This window comes from Geomesophilobacter sediminis, from assembly GCF_016458275.1.
Classification (GTDB): Bacteria; Desulfobacterota; Desulfuromonadia; order Geobacterales; family Geobacteraceae; genus Geomesophilobacter; species Geomesophilobacter sediminis.
In genome coordinates, this window is record NZ_JAEMHM010000032.1 from 21284 (window position 1) to 40980 (window position 19697).

The following is a 19697-nucleotide window of genomic DNA, read 5'->3' on the forward strand; positions in this document are numbered from 1 at the left end:
CGGAGCAAAATTTTTACCGTTTGATCACTTCCACGCCGGAGGGGACCTTGAATTCAAACTTGCTGCTGGAGATCCCCTTGTTGGTCTTCACGTTGCTGTACTCGATCCGGGTGATGTTGCCGACCTGGTCGGTCATGACCGAAGAGACGATCGGGAACGGGTAGCTCGGACGCCCGTGAGCGACGAACTTCTCGACCGCGTCGCCGCTGATGGTGAGCTGCAGCTTGGCGATGGCCGGGTTCTTCTGCTTCGGGGTGAGCTCGATGATGTAGTTCCCCTTCTTGTCCTTCTGCTCCGCGGCGAACTTGGCGTTGAAGTCGCGGGAGACGTGCCCCATCCCGGTGAGGTAGTTCAGGGCGACCGATTTCCCCCCCTCGAAGAGCTGGGCCATGCTCATCACCATCACCTGCTTGTTCTCCGGCAGGTAATACCAGACCTGTTTCCCGTTGCTCACGATCTGCTGCTTGGGACGGTCGTAGTTGAAGCGGAACAGGGCATTGGAACCGCTTCCCTTTTTGATGTAGAGCTCCCCGCCCCCCTTCTGCTCACGCTTGACCGAGCTGATGGTGGTCTTCTGGCTGAAAGCAGCCTGGACGTCGTTGAGGGTGCCGTACCCTTCCTCGAGGGTCTTCACCACCTGGTTCAGGTCGGCGGCGAATGCGGAGGTGGCGGCAAAGGCGAACAGGGAAACAGCGAGGCTCAGCGTTTTCAGCAGTTTCATTGGATTACCTCTCTCAAAAATTCATAAAGGCGACAGTGTTGGTGTCGCCTCCGGATTACTCCCGATCACCCCCCAAAAGGGGGTACCGCTGCATTGACCGGTCATTCTGCCATAAGTCGATTTTCGGTGCAACCCCATTTTCCCGGGCCTCTGCCGCAACGCGGTATACGTAAGTTGCGGCAGGAAATGAACCTTTTTCGCCCCTCTACATCAGCGTCGCCAGGTCGAGCACCGGGACGATCTCGCCGTCGCCCAGGATGGCGCCCCCGGCCACGCCGGCGACCTTGCCCAACGGCCTCCCGAGCGGTTTGATGTAGAGCTCGTGCTGCCCCAAAAGCTCGTCGACCACGAGCCCGAGCTGCCGACCCTTCACCTCGGTGACGAACACCGGCAAAAAGCCGCGCGGGAAACGCCCCAGCGGGAGCCCGAGGATCCGGTTCAGGCTCAAAACCGGAACCGGTTCGTCGCCGAGATAGAAGACCTGGCGCCCGCTTTCGCTGCGGATCTGCTCGCGGCGCAGCTCCACGCTGCGCTGCACCGCGCTCACCGGGACCGCCCCCTTGAATTTCCCGCAGCGCACCAGGAGCGCGTGCACCGTGGCGATGGTCATCGGCAGGCGCAGGGTGAACCGGCTGCCGCTTCCCACCTGCGAGTCGATGGCGAGGATGCCGCCCAGCCGGCGGATGGTGCTGTTGACCGCATCCATGCCGACCCCGCGCCCCGACACCTCGGTCACCTTCCCCGCGGTGGAGAAGCCGGGAATGACCGAAAGCATGAGCGCCTGGCGCGGCGAGAGCATCGCCCCCTCGTCGGGATCGATGAGCCCCTTCTTGACCGCCGAGGCGATCATCTTGGCCGGGTCCATGCCGCGCCCGTCGTCGGTCACCAGGATGACGACCTGGTCGCGGTCGCGGGTGACGGAAAGCGTCACCGTGCCGCGCTCCGGTTTCCCCAGGCTTTGGCGCTCCTCGGCCGGCTCCAGGCCGTGGTCGACCGCGTTTTTGAGGATGTGGTTCAGCGGCTCGCCCAGCTGCTCCAGGACCCCGCGGTCCAGGCCGATTTCCCGCCCCTCGATCACGAAGTCGGCCTGCTTGCCGCTTTTGCGGGAGACGTCGCGCACCGAGCGCTCCAGCCTCGGGCAGATGGCGTCAAACGGCATGAGCCGGACCCGGGCCACCTCATCCTGCAGGCTGCGCAACAGGCGGTTGGTCTCGGTCAGCGCCTCGTCCAGCCTGGAGGAGCTCACCTCGCGGGCGAGGCTCAGCAGGCGCTGCTTGTTGGTGAGGAGCTCCCCGGTCAGGTTCGCCAGGTGGTCCAGAAGTTCCGTCCTGACCCGGACCGTCGCCGGTTCGAATCCGGCCTCGGCAGGCGTTTCCCGCAGCGCTTCCCGTGCCGGCTCGGCAGGCGCGCCTACCTCCGGTTCGGGTGCCGGCTCGGGCGCCTTCGGTGCGGTGGCCTGTCCGGGGGAGTAGGAGGAAAGGCGCAGGGGAAGGTCTTCCGGGCCGCGCAGCGGGCGCTCCGCCTCCAGGTCCTGCATCATACCCTCGAGGAGGTCCGCCCCTTCCAAAAGGAGATCGCCGATGCCCCGGTCAAAGGAAAGCGCGCCGTCGCGAACCCGGACCATCAGGTCTTCCATGGAGTGCGCCAGCGCGACGATCGGCTCGAACTCCATGCTGAGCGCCATCCCTTTCAGCGAGTGGGCGGCACGGAACAGGGCGTCGACCTCGGGCTTCCCGCCGGCACCGGAGTCCAGGGCGACCACGCAGCGGCCCATCTCCTCGAGGTACTCCCGCGATTCGGCAAGAAACAGCGCGCGGTACTGGGACATGTCCATAGTCATTACTTGATTCCTCGGACCGATCGCTCGGATCAGAGCGATCGGTCGGATCCGTCGGATCGGGTACCTCTATGCTAGGGCTCCGCGGCCAGTTGGCTTTCCACCTCTTCCAAAAGCCCCTCCAACCGCAACAGGGTCATGGTGCCGAAATCGGTGTTGAGCGTGGCGGTCTCCCAGTGCCGCTCCCCTTCTGCCACCACCTCCACCGCCTCCTCCGGGACGATCGCCTTCACCTCGTCCACCCACAGCGCCAGGGCCGCAAGCTTGGGATCCAGCACCAGGAGTTTCCCGTCGTTTCGGCCGAGACTCCCGATGAAGGCGGCGAAATCGAGAATCGCGGTCAGGTTGCCGTGATAGTTCATCAGCCCCAGGATGGCTTCCGGCACCCGGGGGAGGGGAAAGAGGTCGGCCCGCTCCCGGACCTCGACCACCTCGCCCAGCCCCAGGGCGAACCCTTCGCCCCCGGCGGTGAAAAGGAGATACCGGCGCTCCATCAGACCCCCGGCTCCGACTCAGGGGGGGGCACCACGTCCGTCGCCTCGACCGGCGGCTCGTCGCTCAGCCGGAAACGCTCCACCGAGCGCAAAAGCTCCCCGGCCAGTTGCGTCAGCTCCTGCGCGGCCTGCGCCATCTCCTGCATCGCCATCGACTGCTCTTCGGTCGCGGCCGACACCTGTTCCGTGGCGGCGGCGTTGTCCTCGGCCACCCGGGCGATCTCGTCGACCATGGAGACCATCTTTTCGGCGCCGGTGTTCTGCATCACCGACAGATCGGCGATGGAATTGGCCTTGCGCTCGGTCTCGACGACGGTGGCGACGATCTTGTTGAAGGACTCGATGGTGGTGTCGATGTTGCGCTTGCCTCCGGCGATGCTGCGCGAGCTCTCGGCAATGGTTTCCTGAAGGCGCTGGCTCCCCTGCTTCACGATGTCGATGGTCTCGACGATCTCGGTCGCCGATTTCGAACTGTTGTCGGCGAGCTTTCTCACTTCCTCGGCCACGACCGCGAACCCCTTGCCGTAGTCGCCGGCGCGGGCCGCCTCGATGGAGGCGTTCAAGGCGAGGAGGTTGGTCTGGCGCGCCATCTCCACGATGAAGTCCGCCATCTTGCCCACCTGCTGCAGCTTGGCGTTGAGCTGGGCGAACTCCTTCCCGATCAAGCCGACCCCGTCGAAAAAGCTCTTCATCCGCTCCAGCGAATCGTTGGCGATCTCGCCGCCGCGCTGGGCGGTCTGGCTCGTCTCCCGGGCCGCCGTGGCGGTCTCCTTGGCCCGGCGGGCGATGATGTCCACCGAAACCGCCATCTCGTGGATCACCTTGGAGCAGCGGGTAACCATCTCCGACTGGGTCTCCGCGCCGCGGGAAATCTGCTCCACCGCCTGGGCCACCTCGATCGAGGAGACGTTCACCTCCTGGGCCGAGGTGGAAAGGCCGCGCGACGAGAGCGAGACCTTCTCCGAGGTGCCGCGGATCTGCTGGACCAGCACCTGGAGGCTTTCCATCATCCGGTTGATCGAGACGGCGAGGTCCCGGGTCTCGTCGGGGAATCGGGTGGGGGGGAGCTCGGCGCTGCCGGTGAGGTCACCGTCGCTGATCGCCTCGGCAGAGGCCTTCAACCGGGAGATGTTCCGGGTGAAGCTCTTGGAGAAGAAGGAGCCGAGGATGAGCCCCAAGGTCAGGGCGACCACGTAGGAGAGCACGTGGGTGACCTCCGGCGGGTAGCCGAGCTTGTCGACCCACTGCGGAACGAAGGCCACGGCGGCAACGACGGCGAGGAATCCGAGGATGAACTTGTACCCGATCTGGATGTACATGGAGGCTCCTTTCCAGGGGCGGTCATTGGTCTATTTCCGGCTCTGCCCGGCCCAGCCGCAGCTGCGACAGGACCACCCGTTCCGTATCGGCGGGACGGGCGAAAACATGAGAAAACTCTGGCTCCGAAGGCGGCACATTATCTTATCGCACCTCCCCCCTCACAGCACCCGGTAGATCCGCTCCGTGCTCGAGATCGGCTCGAAAAGCCGGCGCGTCGGTCCCACCAGCGTCTCGGCCTTCCCCAGGACCAGCACCCCGCCCGCCCCCAAGGCGCGGGCAAAGCCGGCGATGATCTCCTGCTGCCGTTCCCGCTCGAAGTAGATCAGCACGTTACGGCACAGGATCAGGTCGCTTGGGACGAAACGCTCGGAATGGTGCAGGTCCAGTTCCTGAAACTGCACCAGGGAGCGGATCTCATCCCTGAGCCGAAAGCGCTCCCCCTCCGGGGTGAACCAGCGCCGCAGCTGCTCCTCGCTCACCTCCCCCAGCCGCTCCGGACCGTAACTCCCTTGGGCGGCCCGGACCAGGGTGGCCGCATCGATGTCGGTGCCGACGATGCTCACCGGGCGGCGCACCAGGTCCGCGCGGAAGTTCTCCCGCAGGATGAGCGCGAGGCTGTACGGCTCTTCGCCGGTCGCACAGCCGGAACTCCAGATGGTGATCGGCCCGGGACGGCGGGCGAAAAGCTCCGGAAGCACCGCCTCGCGCAGCAGGGCGAAAACGGAGGGGTTGCGGAAGAAATGGGAGACGTGAATGGTGAGGACCGCCACGAGGCGTTCCAGTTCGGCCGGCGAGTCGTTCAGCAGCGCCAGGTAGCTCTCGGGTGACGGGGAAAAGGTGGCCTGGATCCGGATGTTGATGCGCCGCTTGACGCACTTGTCCTTGTAGCTCGTCAGGGTGAAGCCGTAGCACGCCTGGAGCAGGCGCGCGATGGCCTGGAAGGTCTCCGGCGCGATCTCCGGGTTGATCTCCCGGAAGACCGACGGGCGCTGAACGGTCCGCCGGAGGGGGCGAGATGGGGAGGTCATACGGTTTCTCCGCTTGGGTTACGGATGCCGCAGGTCAAAAAGCAGAAAAGCCCCGCGGGCGGGGCTTTTCCGGTTCCATGCTACGCCGATTTGAGGTAGGCGTCGATTTTTTCGGTGAGGGTGCGGTAGATGCGCCGCACCTCGTCCTCGTCCCGCTCCAGCAGGGTCACCCGGAAGCCGAGGAGGTCGGTGTTGAACGAGGAGAGCGGCACCACGCAGATCCCGGTGTTGGCCAGGACGTAGTAGACGAACCGCTTGTCCAGCGAGACGCCGGGGGCGTTCACGATCCCCTCGACCAGCTCCTGGAGCTCCGGTTTCTCGATCGGGAGGCTCTGCCGGTCGTTCAGGACCCCCTTGCGGAAGGAGACCGCCATGTAGAAGGCGCCGTTGGTCCGGTTCACCGCGAGCCCCGGGATCTCCTTGAGCGCCTGGTAGGTGATGTTGCTCGCCTTCTCGTAGCGCGCGATCCGCTCCTTGAGGTACGTGGGATACTCCGGGTGCTGCATGAGCGCCGGAATGCAGCGCTGCGGCAGCGTCGTCGAGCAGACCTCGTTCATCTTGGAGGAGAGGATGGAGTTGATGTACTTCTTGAAGCGCGGGTCCTTCTCGCCGTTGTAGACCTCGATCCAGCCGCAGCGGGAGCCGGGCCAGGGGACTTCCTTGGAGATCCCCTTGAGGGCGATGGCCGGGACGTCGCCGATCACCTCGCAGATGGGGACGCTCACCTCGCCGTTGTAGACGATGTTGCTGTAGACCTCGTCGGCGATGATGAAGAGGTCGTACTGCTTGGCGATGGCGACGATCTTCTCCAGGACGGCACGCGGGTAGACCATCCCGGTCGGGTTGTCCGGGTTGATGATCATGATCCCGGAGATCTGCGGGTTGTACTTGACGTGGCACTCCAGGTCTTCCATGTCCGGGTACCAGTTGTCCTCCGGCTTGAGCCGGTAGCAGACCGGGACCGCGTTCGCGTGGCCGGCTTCCCCGATGGAATGGGTGGTGTAGGTCGGCGACGGCATCAGGATCCGGCTCTCCGGACGGAGGTTGCCGTACACCTTGGCGATGGCGTCACCTAAACCGTTGAAGAAGATGATGTCGTCCGGGGTGATCTGCGCCCCCCCCAGCTTGTTGGTCATCTCGCAGATGAACTGGCGGGTCTCCAGCACCCCGCGGGTCGGGCAGTAGCCGTAGGTGTCGTTCTCCATCACCTCTTTGGCCACGATCTCCTTCATCCAGGCGGGGATGTCCTCGCCCTTCACGATGGGGTCACCGATGTTCTCCCAGTTGATCTTCACCCCGAAACTCTGCACCTTCTCGGCGACCGTCACGATGTTCCGGATCTCGTAGCTCAGCTCTCCCGCGCCGGGAGCGACTATCTCGTTGCGCATGTATTCCCCCGTTGGATATATTCAGATCTCTCTGAAGTTCTCAGTTTTGGCTCTTGGATGCAAAAAGGCCGTGGGAACCCCCACGGCCTTCAGTATCATATCTGTCTCTGAATAAGCAGTGGCGGCCCCGATCAGGTTGCGGCCGCTGCTGCCAGCTCGTGGCCCAGGCCACGGATGTACAGAGTCTCGTTTAACATGCCGGTTGAGATAGCATGAACTGCCGGTGGAGTCAACGCTTTTTCTTTCAGCGCAGCGGCGGGAGCGGGACGATGGTGAGCCGCCGGTCACCGTCGCGCCAGCGAAACCAGCCGGAGGGACGCTCGCTGCGCGCCCACTCCCCCGCCACCTCGGCCACCCGGACCGTCTGTCCCGGCACCAGGCTTACCGACCCCTTCCCCTCGCCCGGCGTCGGGGAGAGGAGATACAAACCCCTTTTCAGCCCGCCGTAAAGCCGCACCGAGCGCCCCGGAAGGTACTCCTCCCAGGAGCAAAGCTCCCAGGAGCGCTTGAGCTCGACCCATCCCTCGCGCCCCGCCTCGTCGTAGGCGAGCCGGACCCACTCCCCCTTGCGGGCGTCGGCCGCGACCGCGACCTCTCCCCCCTCGGCGGCGAGCGCCGGAATCCGCTCCGCGGAGAGCTCGCCGACCCGCTGCACCCCCGGTTCGGCATAGAGGACCAGGAGATCCCCCCGCCCCAAAACGACGACGCCGAAGCCGCTGTAGGGGCGCGGCTTCGGCGGTGCGGCAAAGGCGACGGTGCAGCTAAGCAGGAGGATCAGGGTGAAAAAAAGCGTCCTACGTGAAGAGGGCACGCAGTTTCTCCAGGTACACCCGCCCTTCGTGGAACCCCTCTTCCGGCGCCCAGGGGGCGAGCTCCTGCGGGGCAAGCGGCTGGTAGGGGCCGGCCTTGGCTTCGAAAAAGACGGTTCCCGGCTCCAGGCTCACCGCGCTGTGGAAGACGCCGTGCCGGATGTCGGCGGCGACTGCCCCCCGGCCGGCGGTCAGCTTCACGCTCTCCATGATCTCGCCTTCGTCGTTGAAGGTGACCACCCCGAGGGTGCCGCGCAGCAGGACGAACGCCTCGTCCTTGTCCTGGCTCAGGTGCCGGTGCGGCCGGATGTAGGAGTCGGGCTCGATGGCGTTCAGGAGCCGGTGGCAGCGGGAGTCGTCCGCCGTGTGGAGGTTGTGGTTCTTCCGGAGCCTCGGCGCGAGCCGCGCCTGCTCGGAAAGGCGGTCCAAAAGCTCCTGATCGATGATCTCCATGAGCGGCCTCCTTACCCTTCCACCAGGGCGAACTCGTTGCCGTCGGGGTCGGCTACCACCGCCATCTTTCCCCAGGGAGTCCGCTCCAGCGGCTCGGTGAAGTGTGCCCCCTTCTCCACCAGGGCGGTGCAGAGGGCGTCCAGCCCGGTGACGTTCAAGGTGACGCCGGTATGACGGCCGACCAGCTTCTGCGCCGCCTCGTGCAGGGCGAGCGCCACCCCGAGCTTGGTCTCGGACCCGGGGAGAAATTCCATCATCGTTTCCGATTCCTGGGCGATGGGGAGCCCGAGCAGGTCCTTGTAGAAACGGCGCGCGGCCTGGAAATCCCGAACGAATACGACGATGTTTTTAATTTTTTCTACCATATTGACCGCCTTAATGATATGTTGTGACAGCTTTCTAATAGATAGCAGAGAGTAGCAGAGTGGCTGTGGACTGGCAAGGGTAATCTCCGGCGGCAAAGGTGTCGCGCCGGGAGCGGGGGCGGAATGAGTTCGTTTCAGCCGAGGAAGGTTTACATCGCCTCGTCCTTCATGGGGCCGGTCGGACGCTATACCGGAAAGGAGCGGGAAAAGCTCTCCTTTCTGGAGATGGCGGCCAAGGCGTCGGAGCTCTTCTCCACCGGGAAGGTCCGCCGCTCCGACGTAAACGCGGTCGTGGTCGGGTGCCAGAACCCGGTCGCCTTCTCCGGGGTGGACAACACCGCGGCGAAGATCGCCGGGGTGCTCGGCATCTCCGGCGCCAAGTCGGTCCTCATCGACACCGCCTCCTCGTCCGGGGCCTCGGCCCTGGAATACGCCTACCTGCAGATCGCCTCGGGGCGCTGCGACCACGTCCTCGCCCTGGGAATCCAGAAGATGAGCGACGTCTCCACCGCCGCCGCCACCCGCATCGTCGCGGGGGTGATCGACCGGGAGGAAGGGGAATTCGGCCTCACCATGCCGGCCTGCGGCGCGCTGGTCGCCGGGGCGCTCATGAACCGGCTGAAACTCGACATCGACGAGTGGACCGCCTTCTCCGCGCTGCTGACCCAGCGGGCGCACCGCTTCGCCGCCCAGAACCCCGACGCCCACCTGAACTTCGAGATCCCGCTGGAGCAGTACTACCGCGAGATCGTCAACGGCAAAAACTACCGCTACTGGTATCCGCTGCGCTACCACGACTTCTGTCCGATGTCGGACGGGGTCGCCGGGGTCCTTTTGAGCGCCCTGCCGCACGAGGTGATGGTTTCCGGGGTGGGGAGCGCCACCGACATCCCGACCATCGCCGACCGCCCCTATTTCCACTCCTTTCCGGCCACGGTGCGCGCCGCCTCCGAGGCATACGCCATGGCGGAGATCAAGAACATCACCGACTTTGCCGGCCGCATCCACGTCAACATGCACGATCCGTTCAACGGGTTCGGGCCGATCAACATGGTCGACCTGGGCTTCGTGCCGCGGCGCCGGATCGTGGAAGCCCTTTTGAACGACGAGTTGACCGGACCGGACGGCGCCTTCCCGACCAACCTCACCGGCGGGCTCAAGGGGCGCGGCCATCCGCTCGGGGCGACCGGGATGATCCAGATCGTGGAGAACCACAAGCTGATCCAGGAGGGGCGCTTCGACCTGGGGCTCGCCCACTCCATCGGCGGGCCGATCAACAACAACGTGGTGACCTTGATCGAGCGGACCGGCCACTACCGGGCCCGGCCCCACGCCGCGGTCTCGCCGTGGGGGCTCCCGCCGCTGGGGCAGATGAAGCCCAAGGAAGCGAACGTCGCGAGCCTCCTGGCCTCCGGCACCGAGACCGAAGGGCGCTACGTCGCCGCCACCACCCGTTTCGATTACAAGACCGGGCTCCCCGAGGGGGTCATCGTCATCGTATCCTGCGCCTTCTCGGGCAAAAGGTATCCGTTTCTTTTCGGACTCGGCCCGGAGAGCTACGAGCTGGTCCAGGGGCTCGCCCCCGGGGACCGGATCACGTTGGAGCGAAGCGGCGAGGATATCCTGGTGAACCGGATGCCGGTGCGGCGTTTTTATCAGCGCACCGTGGATGGCGTCCTGGAGCTCGCCGGCAACGGATGGAAGCGCCTGACCGGCGCCGTTTGACAGATTGCCGTTGACAGGTCCGCTCCGCCAGTATAATAAAGCGGCTTGTTATGTAATTGAGGGAAGTTGCGCCTTGCCGAGCCCGATCTACCGATCTCTGCGCAACTCCATGACGCACCCCGTTTCCGGGACGCGGTGCTTGAACTAGTGGTGGGTTGCCTTTGTCGTATGCCTTGATCAAAAGAGTGAGCACCATCGCCCTACCGGCGGCACTTCTGGTTGCGACTCAGATGAGTCTCAGGCAAATCCCTCTGCTATCCCCGGTGCAGCGGGAGCTGGTGTTCCTTTCCCCCTATCTCGCCCTTGCCGTCGGACTCGGTTTGAGCCTCGCCTTCAACCGCGGCCGCGTCTTCTTCGCCCTGCTTCTTCTCGGGCTGTTCCACCTGGTTACCCGGCACTACCTGCTCATCGGCGCCACCGGCTACACCCCGAGCGCCATCTACCACTGCTTCTGTTTCCTGCTCCCGATCAACCTCCTGCTCCTCTCCTTCATGGCCGAGCGCGGTATTTTCACCCATGCCGGCCGGCTCCGCATGAGCTTCATCGCGATACAGCTGATCGCGGTCTACTGGATCGTCCGCTTCCGGGTCGACTACAGCGCCGTTCCGGAGCTGCTTTCCCATCCCATCGTGAAGAGCCCTTTTCTGGAAGGGTTGGGGCTCCCCCAGCCGGCGGTGGTCCTTTTCGTGGTGGCCGGGGTGCTGATTGCGGTCCGCGTGCTCAAGCGCTGCTCCCCGATCGAGGTGGCGCTGTTCGGCACCCTGATCGCCATCGGGATCTCCTGCGACCGGATCGCCGCCGACTTCACCCCGACCCTGTTCACGGCCGCGGCCGCGGTGCTTTTGAGCATCGGGGTGCTGCAGGACTCGCACTCGATGGCGTTCACCGACGAGTTGACCGCGCTGCCGTCCCGGCGCGCCCTGAACGAGCAGATCATGGGGCTCGGGCGGCGCTACGTCGTCGCGATGATCGACGTCGACCACTTCAAGGGGTTCAACGACACGTACGGCCATGACGTGGGGGATCAGGTACTGAAACTGGTGGGGGCGAAGATCCGTCTTACCAAGGGGGGCGGGAAGGCGTACCGCTACGGGGGGGAGGAATTCACCATCATCTTTCCCGGCAAGACTGTGGGCGAAGTGCTTCCCCACCTGGAAGAGCTGCGCGAGACGATCCAGGATTACCAGCTGAAGCTTCGGGGCAAGGACCGTCCCCAGGAAGAGGAGACCGGCCGGAAGCGTCGTTCCGAGGCCGGCGGGAGCGCCGAAACCGTCTCGGTGACGGTGAGCATCGGGGTCGCCGCCTCCGGCGACCAGCGGACCGCCCCGGAGGAAGCCCTGCGCATGGCCGACAAGGCGCTCTACCAGGCCAAGAAACGCGGGCGGAACCAGGTTGCCGTACACAGATAAAGAACAATGAGACCATAAAAAGCCAGAGGGGTCGCGGCCTTTCATTGTCTTATTGTCTTATTGTCTTATTGTCTTATTGTCTTATTGTCTTATTGTCTTATTGTCTTATTGTCTTATTGTCATATTGTCTTATTGTCTTATTGTCTCATTGTCTCATTGCCTGCTGAACCCCATCCACCACGTTAGCAGACGCTTGAGCCTTGGCGTCAGGCGGCTTCTGTTGTAGAGGTCGGCGAGCTTCTTGATCGCCTCGGCCTGGGTCGGATACGGATGGATCGTGTTCCCGATCGTCCCCAGCCCCTTCCCCGCCACCATCGCCAGGGTCAGCTCGCTGATCATCTCCCCCGCATGGCGCGCCACCACCGTAGCTCCCAGGATCCGGTCGCTCCCCTTAACCAGGTGCACCCGGGCAAAACCGCTTTCCTCGCCGTCCAAAACCGCACGGTCCACCTCGGACAACGGCACCGTCAAGGTGGTCACCTCGAGCCCCCGCTCCCGCGCCTCCTTTTCGTACATACCGACGTGGGCGATCTCCGGGTCGGTGTAGGTGCACCACGGCACGGTGAGCGCCGTATGCTTTTTCCTCCCGAAAAAGAGCGCGTTGGCGATCACGATCCGCGCCTGGGCGTCGGCCAGGTGGGTGAACTTGTATCCCGAGCAGATGTCTCCCGCGGCAAAGACCCGCGGATTGCTGGTACGCAGGTTCTCGTTCACCTTCACCCCGTCCCGGTCGAACTCGATCCCCGCCCGCTCCAGTTCCAGCCCCTCGATATTGGGCACCCTCCCCGCGCCGACCAGGATGGCATCCACCGAAAGTTCCTCGGTTCCCTGCGCCCCGGAAAGCCGCAGGCGCCGCTCCGCCCCGTGCCGGGTCACCGCGTCGATCTTTCGCCCCAGCCGCAGCCCGATCCCCTCCCCCTCAACTACCGCACGCAGAAGTTCCGCAGCGTCGAGGTCCTCGCGGTGCAGCAGCCGGTCGCCCCGGTCGATGACGGTGACCCGGCTCCCGAAGCGGGCAAAAGCCTGGGCAAGCTCGCAGCCGATCGGTCCGGCGCCGATGACGGCAAGCCGCGCCGGGAGCTCGGTCAGGGAAAAGACCGTCTCGTTGGTGAGATACCCCGCCTCGGCCAGCCCGGGCACCGGCGGCGCGGCGGCCCTCCCGCCCGCACACAGGGCCGCCCGAAAGAACGGCAGCACCGCCCCGCCGACCTCGATCCGGTCCGGCCCGGCAAAACACGCCGAGCCGAAAAAGACGTCCACCCCGAGCTGGTCGCGAAAGCGGCGGGCGGAATCGTGGCCGCTGATTCCGGCCCGCAGCCGCCGCATCCGCTCCATGGCCTGCCCGAAGTCCACCGCGAGCCCCTCGGTCCCGGAGACCCCGAAGCGGCCGCTGGTCCGAGCGTCGTGGAAGGCGCGGGAGGCACGGATGATCCCCTTGGACGGTACGCAGCCGACGTTGAGACAATCGCCACCGAGATCGCCCCGCTCGACGAGGGCCACCTTGGCCCCGAGTCCGGCGGCACCCGCGGCGCAAACCAGTCCGGCGGTTCCGCCGCCGATCACCACCAGGTTGTAACGGGGGGCGGGGACCGGGTTGGTCCACTCCCCGGGATGGACGTTTTCGGCCAGGGTGCGGTTTGCTTCGGTATCCGGTTTCATGACGCTCCCCCGAAAAAGTTGCGCCGGTCGGCCCGCGGTACCATTACCGCGGCTTTGGGCCCTGCAAAGGACGAGTCATTATGCCATCGGCCCGATGGCTGTCAATGCAACGGGCTGGACTACCCTCCCACTGTCTCGGTGGCCCCGATTGCGCCAGCGGAATGCTCAGAGAGCCGGTCCTTCGCCCATTATATGCTATATGCGCCGGACACGGTGTGGGGAACCGACGGAGATTGCTGTCTTTGTCAATCATTAACCAAAACCAATAACAGCCTTGATGAAAATTATCTGAGACTAAGGTCTGGACTTTGTCACACAGCAAAGTAAAGTTCAATGTGACATTACCCATCAATCTGGTTTCTGCCACACCCATCCCTTGGCAGTGCCTGTAACACCTGCAGCAGATAGCAAACTTCACCGGTCGAGCGAGGAGCATCATGACTGAATCCTCCGATACCGTTTGCCGACAGCGATCTGCCACCCAGGAAGGCTTTCTCCTGGCCCTGCTCTGCCTGGGCGCGTTTCTGGGGAATTGGTGCCCGATCCACGTCGTCCTGAACGTGGAGATCCTGACCGGATCGATCTTCGTCATGCTGGCGATCGGGCGGTTCGGGATGGGGGGCGCCGCCCTGGCCGGAGCCATCGCCGCAACGGCCACCATCTTCACTTGGGGACACCCCTTTTCCGCCATCGTGCTCTTCCTGGAGGCCCTTGCCGTCGCGCTTTGCAAGCGGCGCCGCTGGGGAAACCTGGTCCTCGCCGACACCGTCTTCTGGATCGTGGCGGGGATGCCGCTCATCTTCCTGTTCTACGGCGGCGTGCTTCGCTCCCCCCCCCATATCACCCTCCTCATCGCCCTGAAGGAATCGGTCAACGGGCTGCTCAACGCCCTCCTGGCCACGGCCATCCTGTATGGGCAGCTGCTGATGCGAAACCGGACCCCTTTCCCCCAAAACGCCATCCCGCTGCGCGAGATCATCTTCACCGCACTGGTCGCCATTACCATCCTCCCGTCGATTGGGGAACTGTTCCATGAAATGATCGAGAACGTGGACGACGCCGAGGCGGAGATGAACAGCCAGGTCACCATCGTGGCAACCAACGCCGACCGGCTTTTAGGGGCCGCCGCCGCATCCAGCATGCAAGGGGTGATTGCCCTGGCCCAGTTGGTGCGTGTTCCGGAGCACCAAAGCCGCAGCCAACTGCAGCACGAGGTGGAGACCCTCAAACTCGGGATCCCGAGCCTTTTGCTCATGGCCGCCTTCGACCGCAACGGCACCTGCATGGCCCGGGCCCCGGCCGCCGTTCCCTCAACCGATCCCCTGGTTACCGGCTGCACCGCTTCGGCCGCCGAACTCACCCAGTTGCAGCGAACCCTCCAGCCCCTGGTCGGCGGGACGGCCAGGGTGGGGGGTGCGGCGAGCGGCGCGGTGGTCCCGGTCTTCGCCCCGATCGTCATCAACGGAAGCTACCGCGGGTACTGCGCCGGCGCGGTCAACCTCGATGTCTTTTCCATGCGCCTGGGCACCCTGCTCAACCAGCCGCGGACCGAGATCAGCGTGGTCGACCGCCGCGGCTCTGTCGTCGTGAGCACCGGGAAGCGCTTTCGTCCCCGCGAGCGATTCGTCTGGCCCGAAAGCAACGGGGCCCGCTATGCCCGGCAGGGAGGCTACCACCTGCAGGATCAGACCCCGGGGAGCGCGCGGATCATGGCGCGGGGAGCGGAAAAGGTGATGGTGCGGGAAATCCCGGCTTCGGCCCGGACCCCGTGGCACATCGTGGTGGAACGCCCGCTCGCGCCGCTGGTGACGGAGGTGGCCGAGAAGATCAACGACCAGCTCCTCCTGCTTTGGGGGACGACGCTGCTGATCCTTCCGGTGTCCCGGGTCCTGAGCCGTCTCCTCTCCAACTCGCTGGGCCGCCTGGAGCAGACCGCGGCGGCGATTCCGGCCCGCCTGGGCCAGGGGATCAGCGACTGGCCGGGCTCCCGGATTCGCGAGGTCCAGAGCCTGAGCACCCACATCCAGGTGGTGGCCGATGCCCTCACCGCCACCTTCCGCGAAGTCACCGCCCTGAACCAGACCCTGGAGCAGCGGATCGAGGAGCGGACTTCGGAGTTGCGCGCCAGTTCGGAGCGACTCCAGAACCTCTCCTTGCAGGTCCCCGGGGCCTTTTTCCAGTTCCAGCTCTTCCCGGACGGCCGTTCCACCTTCCCCTACGTGAGCCGGGCCATCGAGGAGCTCTACGAAGTGACGCCGGAGGAGCTCGCCCGGGACGGTTCCCGGCTTTTGAAACTGATCCATCCCGACGACCTCCCCGGGTATCTCGCCTCGGTGGAGGAATCCCGTCATTCGGGACGTCCCTGGCAGCACGAGTTCCGCGTGGTACTCCCGGCCCAGGGGGTGCGCTGGCGCCTCGGCAGCGCGCGCCCCCAGCAGCAGGACGACGGCAGCATCCTCTGGCACGGCTTTATCACCGATGTCAGCGACCGTAAGTTCATCGAGCAGGAGCTCGCCGAAAGCGAACTGCGCTACCGCAACATCATCGAATCCTCCCCCAACCTGATTGTGATCCAGGAAAAGGGGAAAATCGTGTTCGTCAACCCGGCGGCGGTCCGCAAGCTCGGCGCGCGCTCCGCCGACGATCTGCTCGGCACCCCCCTCCTGGCCCGGCTCCACCCCCAGGACCGGGAGATCTCCCGACAGCGGGTCGAGAAGGTGCAACGAGAGCAGATATCGGTCCCGCCCCGCGAGCTGAGGCTCCTGCGCCTGGACGGGGACGTGACCATCGTCGAAGCGGTGATGATGCCGATCCAGCAGCAGGGGCGCCCCGCGGTCCTGTCGATCGCCGTCGACGTCACGGCGCGCAAGCGGGCCGAGGAGCTTCTCTACCAGCAAACGACCCTTTTGGAGGAGGAAGTCCACGAGCGGCAGCGGGCGGAGCAGGCCCTGGCCCAAAAGCAAATGCAGCTCGCCGTCTTGAACTGCTCCCTGGAGAAGCGGGTGGCCGAGGAGCTGGCGAAGAGCCGGGAAAAGGACCAGATCCTCATTTCCCAAAGCAGGATGGCGGCGATGGGGGAGATGATCGGCAACATCGCCCACCAGTGGCGCCAGCCGCTCAACGCGCTCGACCTGCTGATCGCCAACATGGCGGACGCCTACCACTTTGGCGAGATGGACGAGGCATACCTGGAAAAGGCGACGGCGGAGGGGAACCGGCTGATCCAGAAGATGTCCTCCACCATCAACGACTTCCGGAATTTCTTCCGCCCCGACCGCGAGGTGGTGGCCTTCTCGGCCGCCCAGCAGATCCGCGAGGCGATCTCGCTGGTCGAGTCGAGCTTCGGCAACGACCAGATCCGGATCCAGGTGCAGGGGGTCCCCGACCTGAGGCTGGCCGGGTTTCCGAACCAGTTCTCCCAGGTGCTGCTCAACCTTCTCACCAATGCCAAGGAGGCGATCAAGGGGCGGGGAGAGGGTGCCGGAGATATCGTCATCTCCTTGCAGATGGATGGGGGAAAAGGGTGCATCACGGTGCGCGACAGCGGGGGTGGCATCCCGGATGCGGTCCTGCCCCGCATCTTCGAGCCCTACTTCTCCACGAAACAGGGAGGGACCGGCATCGGGCTGTACATGTCCAAAATGATCATCGAACGCAACATGAACGGAAACCTGAGGGCAAGAAACGTAGCGGGCGGAGCGGAATTCGCCGTCTTCGCCCCGCTAGCCGGGGAGAGCGCCAATGGATCGAACGCATGACCAGGAGTTTCTGAAGACGCTTACCGTGCTTTACGTGGAAGACGATGAAGACGTACGACGCCAGCTGGAGGTTTTCCTGAAGCGGCGCGTCGGGAAGGTCATCCCGGCGGGAAACGGGACCCAAGGGGTGGCCGCCTTCCGCGCCCACCAGATCGATCTCGTGGTGACCGACATCCTGATGCCGGAGATGAACGGCCTGGAGATGGTGCGCCAGATCCGCGAGCTCGACGGGAACGTCCCGGTCATCGTGACCACCGCCTTCGAGCAGACCGAGTACCTGCTGGACTCCATAGATTTGGGAGTCAACGGTTACGTGGTGAAGCCGATCGGCACCGAAAAGCTGAGCAACCGCCTTCTGGAATGCGCGCACCGGCTCTACCTCGAAGAGCAGCAGCGGCTGGCGGCCACGGTCTATCGCTGCAGCCCCGAGGCAATCCTGGTGACCGACCGGTCCAACCGCATCGTATCGGTCAACGACGCCTTCTGCCGGATCACCGGATACGCGGCCGACGAGGTCATCGGTAAAAACCCGCACCTTCTTTCGTCCGGGGAACAGGAGCCATCCTTCTACCAGGCCATGTGGGAGGAAATCAGCACCAAGCGTTCCTGGCAAGGGGAGTTGGTGAACCGGCGCCAGGACGGGACCCACTTCCCGGCCAGGCTTTCCATCACCTGCGTCAACGACCCGGCGGGCGAGATCACCCACCACGTCGGGATCCTGTCCGACATCACCGAGCGCAAAAGAGCCGAGGAGCAGATCCGCCATCTCGCCATGCACGACGCGCTGACCGGCCTCCCCAACCGCAGTCTGCTCACCGCCCGGTTCGAGCTGGCGCTGGCCGCGGCGCAGCGCTACGGTCGGCAACTGGCGATCCTGTTCATCGATCTGGACAATTTCAAGGCGATCAACGACCACCTCGGCCACCAGGCCGGCGACCTGGTATTGCAGGAGATCGGGCAGCGGCTGCTCGGCCTGGTGCGGGCGAGCGACACGGTGAGCCGGCTGGGGGGTGACGAGTTCATCATCGTGATCAACGGGGTGCGGGAGGAAGTGGACGCGATCCGGACTGCGGAAAAGGTGGTCGATACGGTACGCAGCGAATTCGTCGTCGATGCGGTTCGGGTCCAGGTTTCCCCCAGCATCGGGGTGGCCCTCTACCCCCGGGACGGGAGCACCATGGAGACCCTGATCCGCCAGGCCGACGCGGCGATGTACCGGCACAAACAAGAAAAGAGGGAATCGCTAATCTGCGCCGATTCCCCCTTTGATTCTCTGGGTTGAGGTCGGCTAAAGAAACAACGGGGGGGCGGAAATGGCTGCTGGGGGGGAAAATCAAACGCCCCAGGTAGCACCTGAAGCGTTTGTGAGGATGGTGGGCCGCGTTGGGATCGAACCAACGACCTGATGATTAAGAGTCAACTGCTCTACCAACTGAGCTAGCGGCCCGAAAAACACGAGTATTGTGTGGAGGTTATCCTGCCCCTCCCGACGGGTGAGTATCTATATAGCAAAAGCGGCCGGTTCGTTCAAGAAAAAAGTATCGTATTTTACGCTTACCTCTATTGTTTTTCCCAATACAAATACCTCAGAATACCATCAACCGGCTTAGCTCCCTGGTGTCCCTTAGGGCCTTAAAAAGGCTTCCCCAAAAGTTGCCACTGCACAAAGCAAAAGGGACCAGCTCTTTCGAGCTGGTCCCTTCATTTTTTAGTGCCGCGACTTCACTCTGGCGGTTCAGAAATATTCGACGGTCAGCAGCGGGGCGCGGCTGGTGGCGAGTTCCTCGATCTCGATCAACCCCGGGGTAACCGGACCGAGATCCTCCAGGATCCGGACCTGGAAGCGGGACAGGCCGCGCCGCTGCGCCTCTTGCATGAGCGGAGTCACGTCGACCGCCACATGATGCAGCAGGTCGCTCTGTGCGATGGGGGGCACGATGGTCGTGGAAGCGAGCGGCAGCTGCTGGTTCCGGTCGAAGTCGCTGGCGACCAGCGGCTGCGGGTAGGAGACCAGGTCGATCCGGATGGGAATAGTGGTGAACAGCGGCTGGGGGGTGATGTTGTCGATGAAGATGTCGAGGGTGGCGGAGACGATGACGGCGTCGGCGGGAACGGTGCCCAGGGAAAAGTCGAGAAAGGCACGGTACTCGGTGAGGGTGGACGGGTCGATCCCGGCCAGAACAGTGGCGGTGTCGGTTCCGCTGAAGCTGAAGACGCCGCCGGAGCTAAGGGCAATGTCCTGGTCGCGGGTGGGGTCGCTGAGAATCTGGGTGACGACGGTCGAAGGGCCGCTGCTGCCACCACAGCCCCCAACGGTGATTGCCAGTAACAGGATCAGGAGAGCCCAGCCGATCCTTTTCATGGCTGCCTCCTTTGATTATGAGATTTGATTCCGGATAACTTTAATCTTACCACCGGCAGCAGGTGATGTCGGCGCGAAAGCAGAAAAGACCAAAAGGACACCTGATGTAGCCGATGGGGCATTTACAAAATCCTTTACACGCCCCCTGATGACATCGATGTGTGTCTTTCTGCCAGGTGGTCCCCTTAGCTTCGCAGGTGGTCCCCTTAGCTTCGCAGATGGTCCCCTTAGTTTCGCAGAGGGTCCCCTTAGTTTCGCAGAGGGTCTCCTTAGTTTCGCAGAGGGCCTCCTTAGTTTCGCAGAGGGTCTCCTTAGTTTCGCAGAGGGTCTCCTTAGTTTCGCAGAGGGTCTCCTTAGTTTCGCAGAGGG

General features: G+C 64.2%; 15 protein-coding genes and 1 tRNA gene. 4 read left to right on the forward strand and 12 right to left on the reverse strand.

What is annotated here, in order from left to right; translation table 11 throughout:
- Positions 1 to 13: 13 nt before the first annotated feature.
- The 9 genes from JFN93_RS24580 to JFN93_RS24620 all read right to left on the reverse strand — a co-directional run bounded on the left by JFN93_RS24580 (position 14) and on the right by JFN93_RS24620 (position 8415).
- Positions 14 to 721, reverse strand: coding sequence for a LolA family protein (locus JFN93_RS24580; RefSeq protein WP_199387038.1), 708 nt, complete (start codon positions 719 to 721; stop codon positions 14 to 16).
- Positions 722 to 926: 205 nt separating this feature from the next.
- Entirely contained in the window at positions 927 to 2561 is a 1635-nt protein-coding gene (locus JFN93_RS24585) for a chemotaxis protein CheA (RefSeq protein WP_236021952.1), read from the reverse strand.
- 71 nt (positions 2562 to 2632) lie between these two features.
- On the reverse strand, positions 2633 to 3052 hold the full coding sequence (locus JFN93_RS24590; protein ID WP_199387039.1) for a chemotaxis protein CheW: 420 nt from the start codon (positions 3050 to 3052) through the stop codon (positions 2633 to 2635).
- On the reverse strand, positions 3052 to 4371 hold the full coding sequence (locus tag JFN93_RS24595) for a methyl-accepting chemotaxis protein (RefSeq protein ID WP_199387040.1): 1320 nt from the start codon (positions 4369 to 4371) through the stop codon (positions 3052 to 3054). Before JFN93_RS24595 ends, JFN93_RS24590 begins: the two co-directional genes overlap by 1 nt.
- 159 nt (positions 4372 to 4530) lie before the next feature.
- Positions 4531 to 5400 (reverse strand): CheR family methyltransferase, encoded by an 870-nt coding sequence (locus tag JFN93_RS24600; RefSeq protein WP_199387041.1) that lies wholly within the window; start codon positions 5398 to 5400, stop codon positions 4531 to 4533.
- A gap of 80 nt (positions 5401 to 5480) precedes the next feature.
- On the reverse strand, positions 5481 to 6788 hold the full coding sequence (locus JFN93_RS24605; protein WP_199387042.1) for a pyridoxal phosphate-dependent aminotransferase: 1308 nt from the start codon (positions 6786 to 6788) through the stop codon (positions 5481 to 5483).
- Between the two features lie 244 nt (positions 6789 to 7032).
- Entirely contained in the window at positions 7033 to 7599 is a 567-nt protein-coding gene (locus JFN93_RS24610; RefSeq protein ID WP_328754583.1) for an SH3 domain-containing protein, read from the reverse strand.
- Positions 7583 to 8050, reverse strand: a complete 468-nt coding sequence (locus JFN93_RS24615; RefSeq protein WP_199387043.1) for a WbuC family cupin fold metalloprotein — start codon at positions 8048 to 8050, stop codon at positions 7583 to 7585. Before JFN93_RS24615 ends, JFN93_RS24610 begins: the two co-directional genes overlap by 17 nt.
- An 11-nt stretch (positions 8051 to 8061) precedes the next feature.
- Complete coding sequence (locus JFN93_RS24620; RefSeq protein ID WP_199387044.1) at positions 8062 to 8415, reverse strand: VOC family protein; 354 nt, start codon at positions 8413 to 8415, stop codon at positions 8062 to 8064.
- 123 nt (positions 8416 to 8538) lie between these two features.
- Here JFN93_RS24620 and JFN93_RS24625 point away from each other — a divergent pair, with 123 nt between their 5' ends.
- The gene (locus JFN93_RS24625) at positions 8539 to 10140 is read left to right on the forward strand and encodes a thiolase family protein (protein WP_199387045.1); all 1602 of its coding nucleotides are present in this window, start codon (positions 8539 to 8541) and stop codon (positions 10138 to 10140) included.
- A 230-nt stretch (positions 10141 to 10370) separates the two neighbouring features.
- A complete protein-coding gene (locus JFN93_RS24630) occupies positions 10371 to 11549 on the forward strand; it encodes a GGDEF domain-containing protein (protein ID WP_236021953.1) in 1179 nt (392 codons plus the stop codon).
- A gap of 153 nt (positions 11550 to 11702) precedes the next feature.
- Here JFN93_RS24630 and JFN93_RS24635 read toward each other — a convergent pair whose 3' ends face one another.
- Positions 11703 to 13208, reverse strand: a complete 1506-nt coding sequence (locus JFN93_RS24635) for a mercuric reductase (protein WP_199387047.1) — start codon at positions 13206 to 13208, stop codon at positions 11703 to 11705.
- A gap of 437 nt (positions 13209 to 13645) precedes the next feature.
- Here JFN93_RS24635 and JFN93_RS24640 point away from each other — a divergent pair, with 437 nt between their 5' ends.
- Complete coding sequence (locus JFN93_RS24640; RefSeq protein ID WP_199387048.1) at positions 13646 to 16966, forward strand: PAS domain S-box protein; 3321 nt, start codon at positions 13646 to 13648, stop codon at positions 16964 to 16966.
- Positions 16950 to 18248, forward strand: coding sequence for a two-component system response regulator (locus JFN93_RS24645; protein WP_199387049.1), 1299 nt, complete (start codon positions 16950 to 16952; stop codon positions 18246 to 18248). Before JFN93_RS24640 ends, JFN93_RS24645 begins: the two co-directional genes overlap by 17 nt.
- A gap of 89 nt (positions 18249 to 18337) precedes the next feature.
- Here the strand turns inward: JFN93_RS24645 and JFN93_RS24650 are convergent.
- Positions 18338 to 18413: transfer RNA gene (locus tag JFN93_RS24650), tRNA-Lys, on the reverse strand.
- 288 nt (positions 18414 to 18701) lie between these two features.
- Positions 18702 to 19328, reverse strand: a complete 627-nt coding sequence (locus JFN93_RS24655; protein WP_199387050.1) for a hypothetical protein — start codon at positions 19326 to 19328, stop codon at positions 18702 to 18704.
- Positions 19329 to 19697: the final 369 nt, after the last annotated feature.

Excerpts from the sequence above, each read along its gene's own strand:
- JFN93_RS24580 (WP_199387038.1), bottom strand. The coding sequence starts at position 721 with ATGAAACTGCTGAAAACGCTGAGCCTCGCTGTTTCCCTGTTCGCCTTT.
- JFN93_RS24585 (WP_236021952.1), bottom strand. The coding sequence starts at position 2,561 with ATGACTATGGACATGTCCCAGTACCGCGCGCTGTTTCTTGCCGAATCG.
- JFN93_RS24590 (WP_199387039.1), bottom strand. The coding sequence starts at position 3,052 with ATGGAGCGCCGGTATCTCCTTTTCACCGCCGGGGGCGAAGGGTTCGCC.
- JFN93_RS24595 (WP_199387040.1), bottom strand. The coding sequence starts at position 4,371 with ATGTACATCCAGATCGGGTACAAGTTCATCCTCGGATTCCTCGCCGTC.
- JFN93_RS24600 (WP_199387041.1), bottom strand. The coding sequence starts at position 5,400 with ATGACCTCCCCATCTCGCCCCCTCCGGCGGACCGTTCAGCGCCCGTCG.
- JFN93_RS24605 (WP_199387042.1), bottom strand. The coding sequence starts at position 6,788 with ATGCGCAACGAGATAGTCGCTCCCGGCGCGGGAGAGCTGAGCTACGAG.
- JFN93_RS24615 (WP_199387043.1), bottom strand. The coding sequence starts at position 8,050 with ATGGAGATCATCGATCAGGAGCTTTTGGACCGCCTTTCCGAGCAGGCG.
- JFN93_RS24620 (WP_199387044.1), bottom strand. The coding sequence starts at position 8,415 with ATGGTAGAAAAAATTAAAAACATCGTCGTATTCGTTCGGGATTTCCAG.
- JFN93_RS24625 (WP_199387045.1), top strand. The coding sequence starts at position 8,539 with ATGAGTTCGTTTCAGCCGAGGAAGGTTTACATCGCCTCGTCCTTCATG.
- JFN93_RS24630 (WP_236021953.1), top strand. The coding sequence starts at position 10,371 with ATGAGTCTCAGGCAAATCCCTCTGCTATCCCCGGTGCAGCGGGAGCTG.
- JFN93_RS24635 (WP_199387047.1), bottom strand. The coding sequence starts at position 13,208 with ATGAAACCGGATACCGAAGCAAACCGCACCCTGGCCGAAAACGTCCAT.
- JFN93_RS24640 (WP_199387048.1), top strand. The coding sequence starts at position 13,646 with ATGACTGAATCCTCCGATACCGTTTGCCGACAGCGATCTGCCACCCAG.
- JFN93_RS24645 (WP_199387049.1), top strand. The coding sequence starts at position 16,950 with ATGGATCGAACGCATGACCAGGAGTTTCTGAAGACGCTTACCGTGCTT.
- JFN93_RS24655 (WP_199387050.1), bottom strand. The coding sequence starts at position 19,328 with ATGAAAAGGATCGGCTGGGCTCTCCTGATCCTGTTACTGGCAATCACC.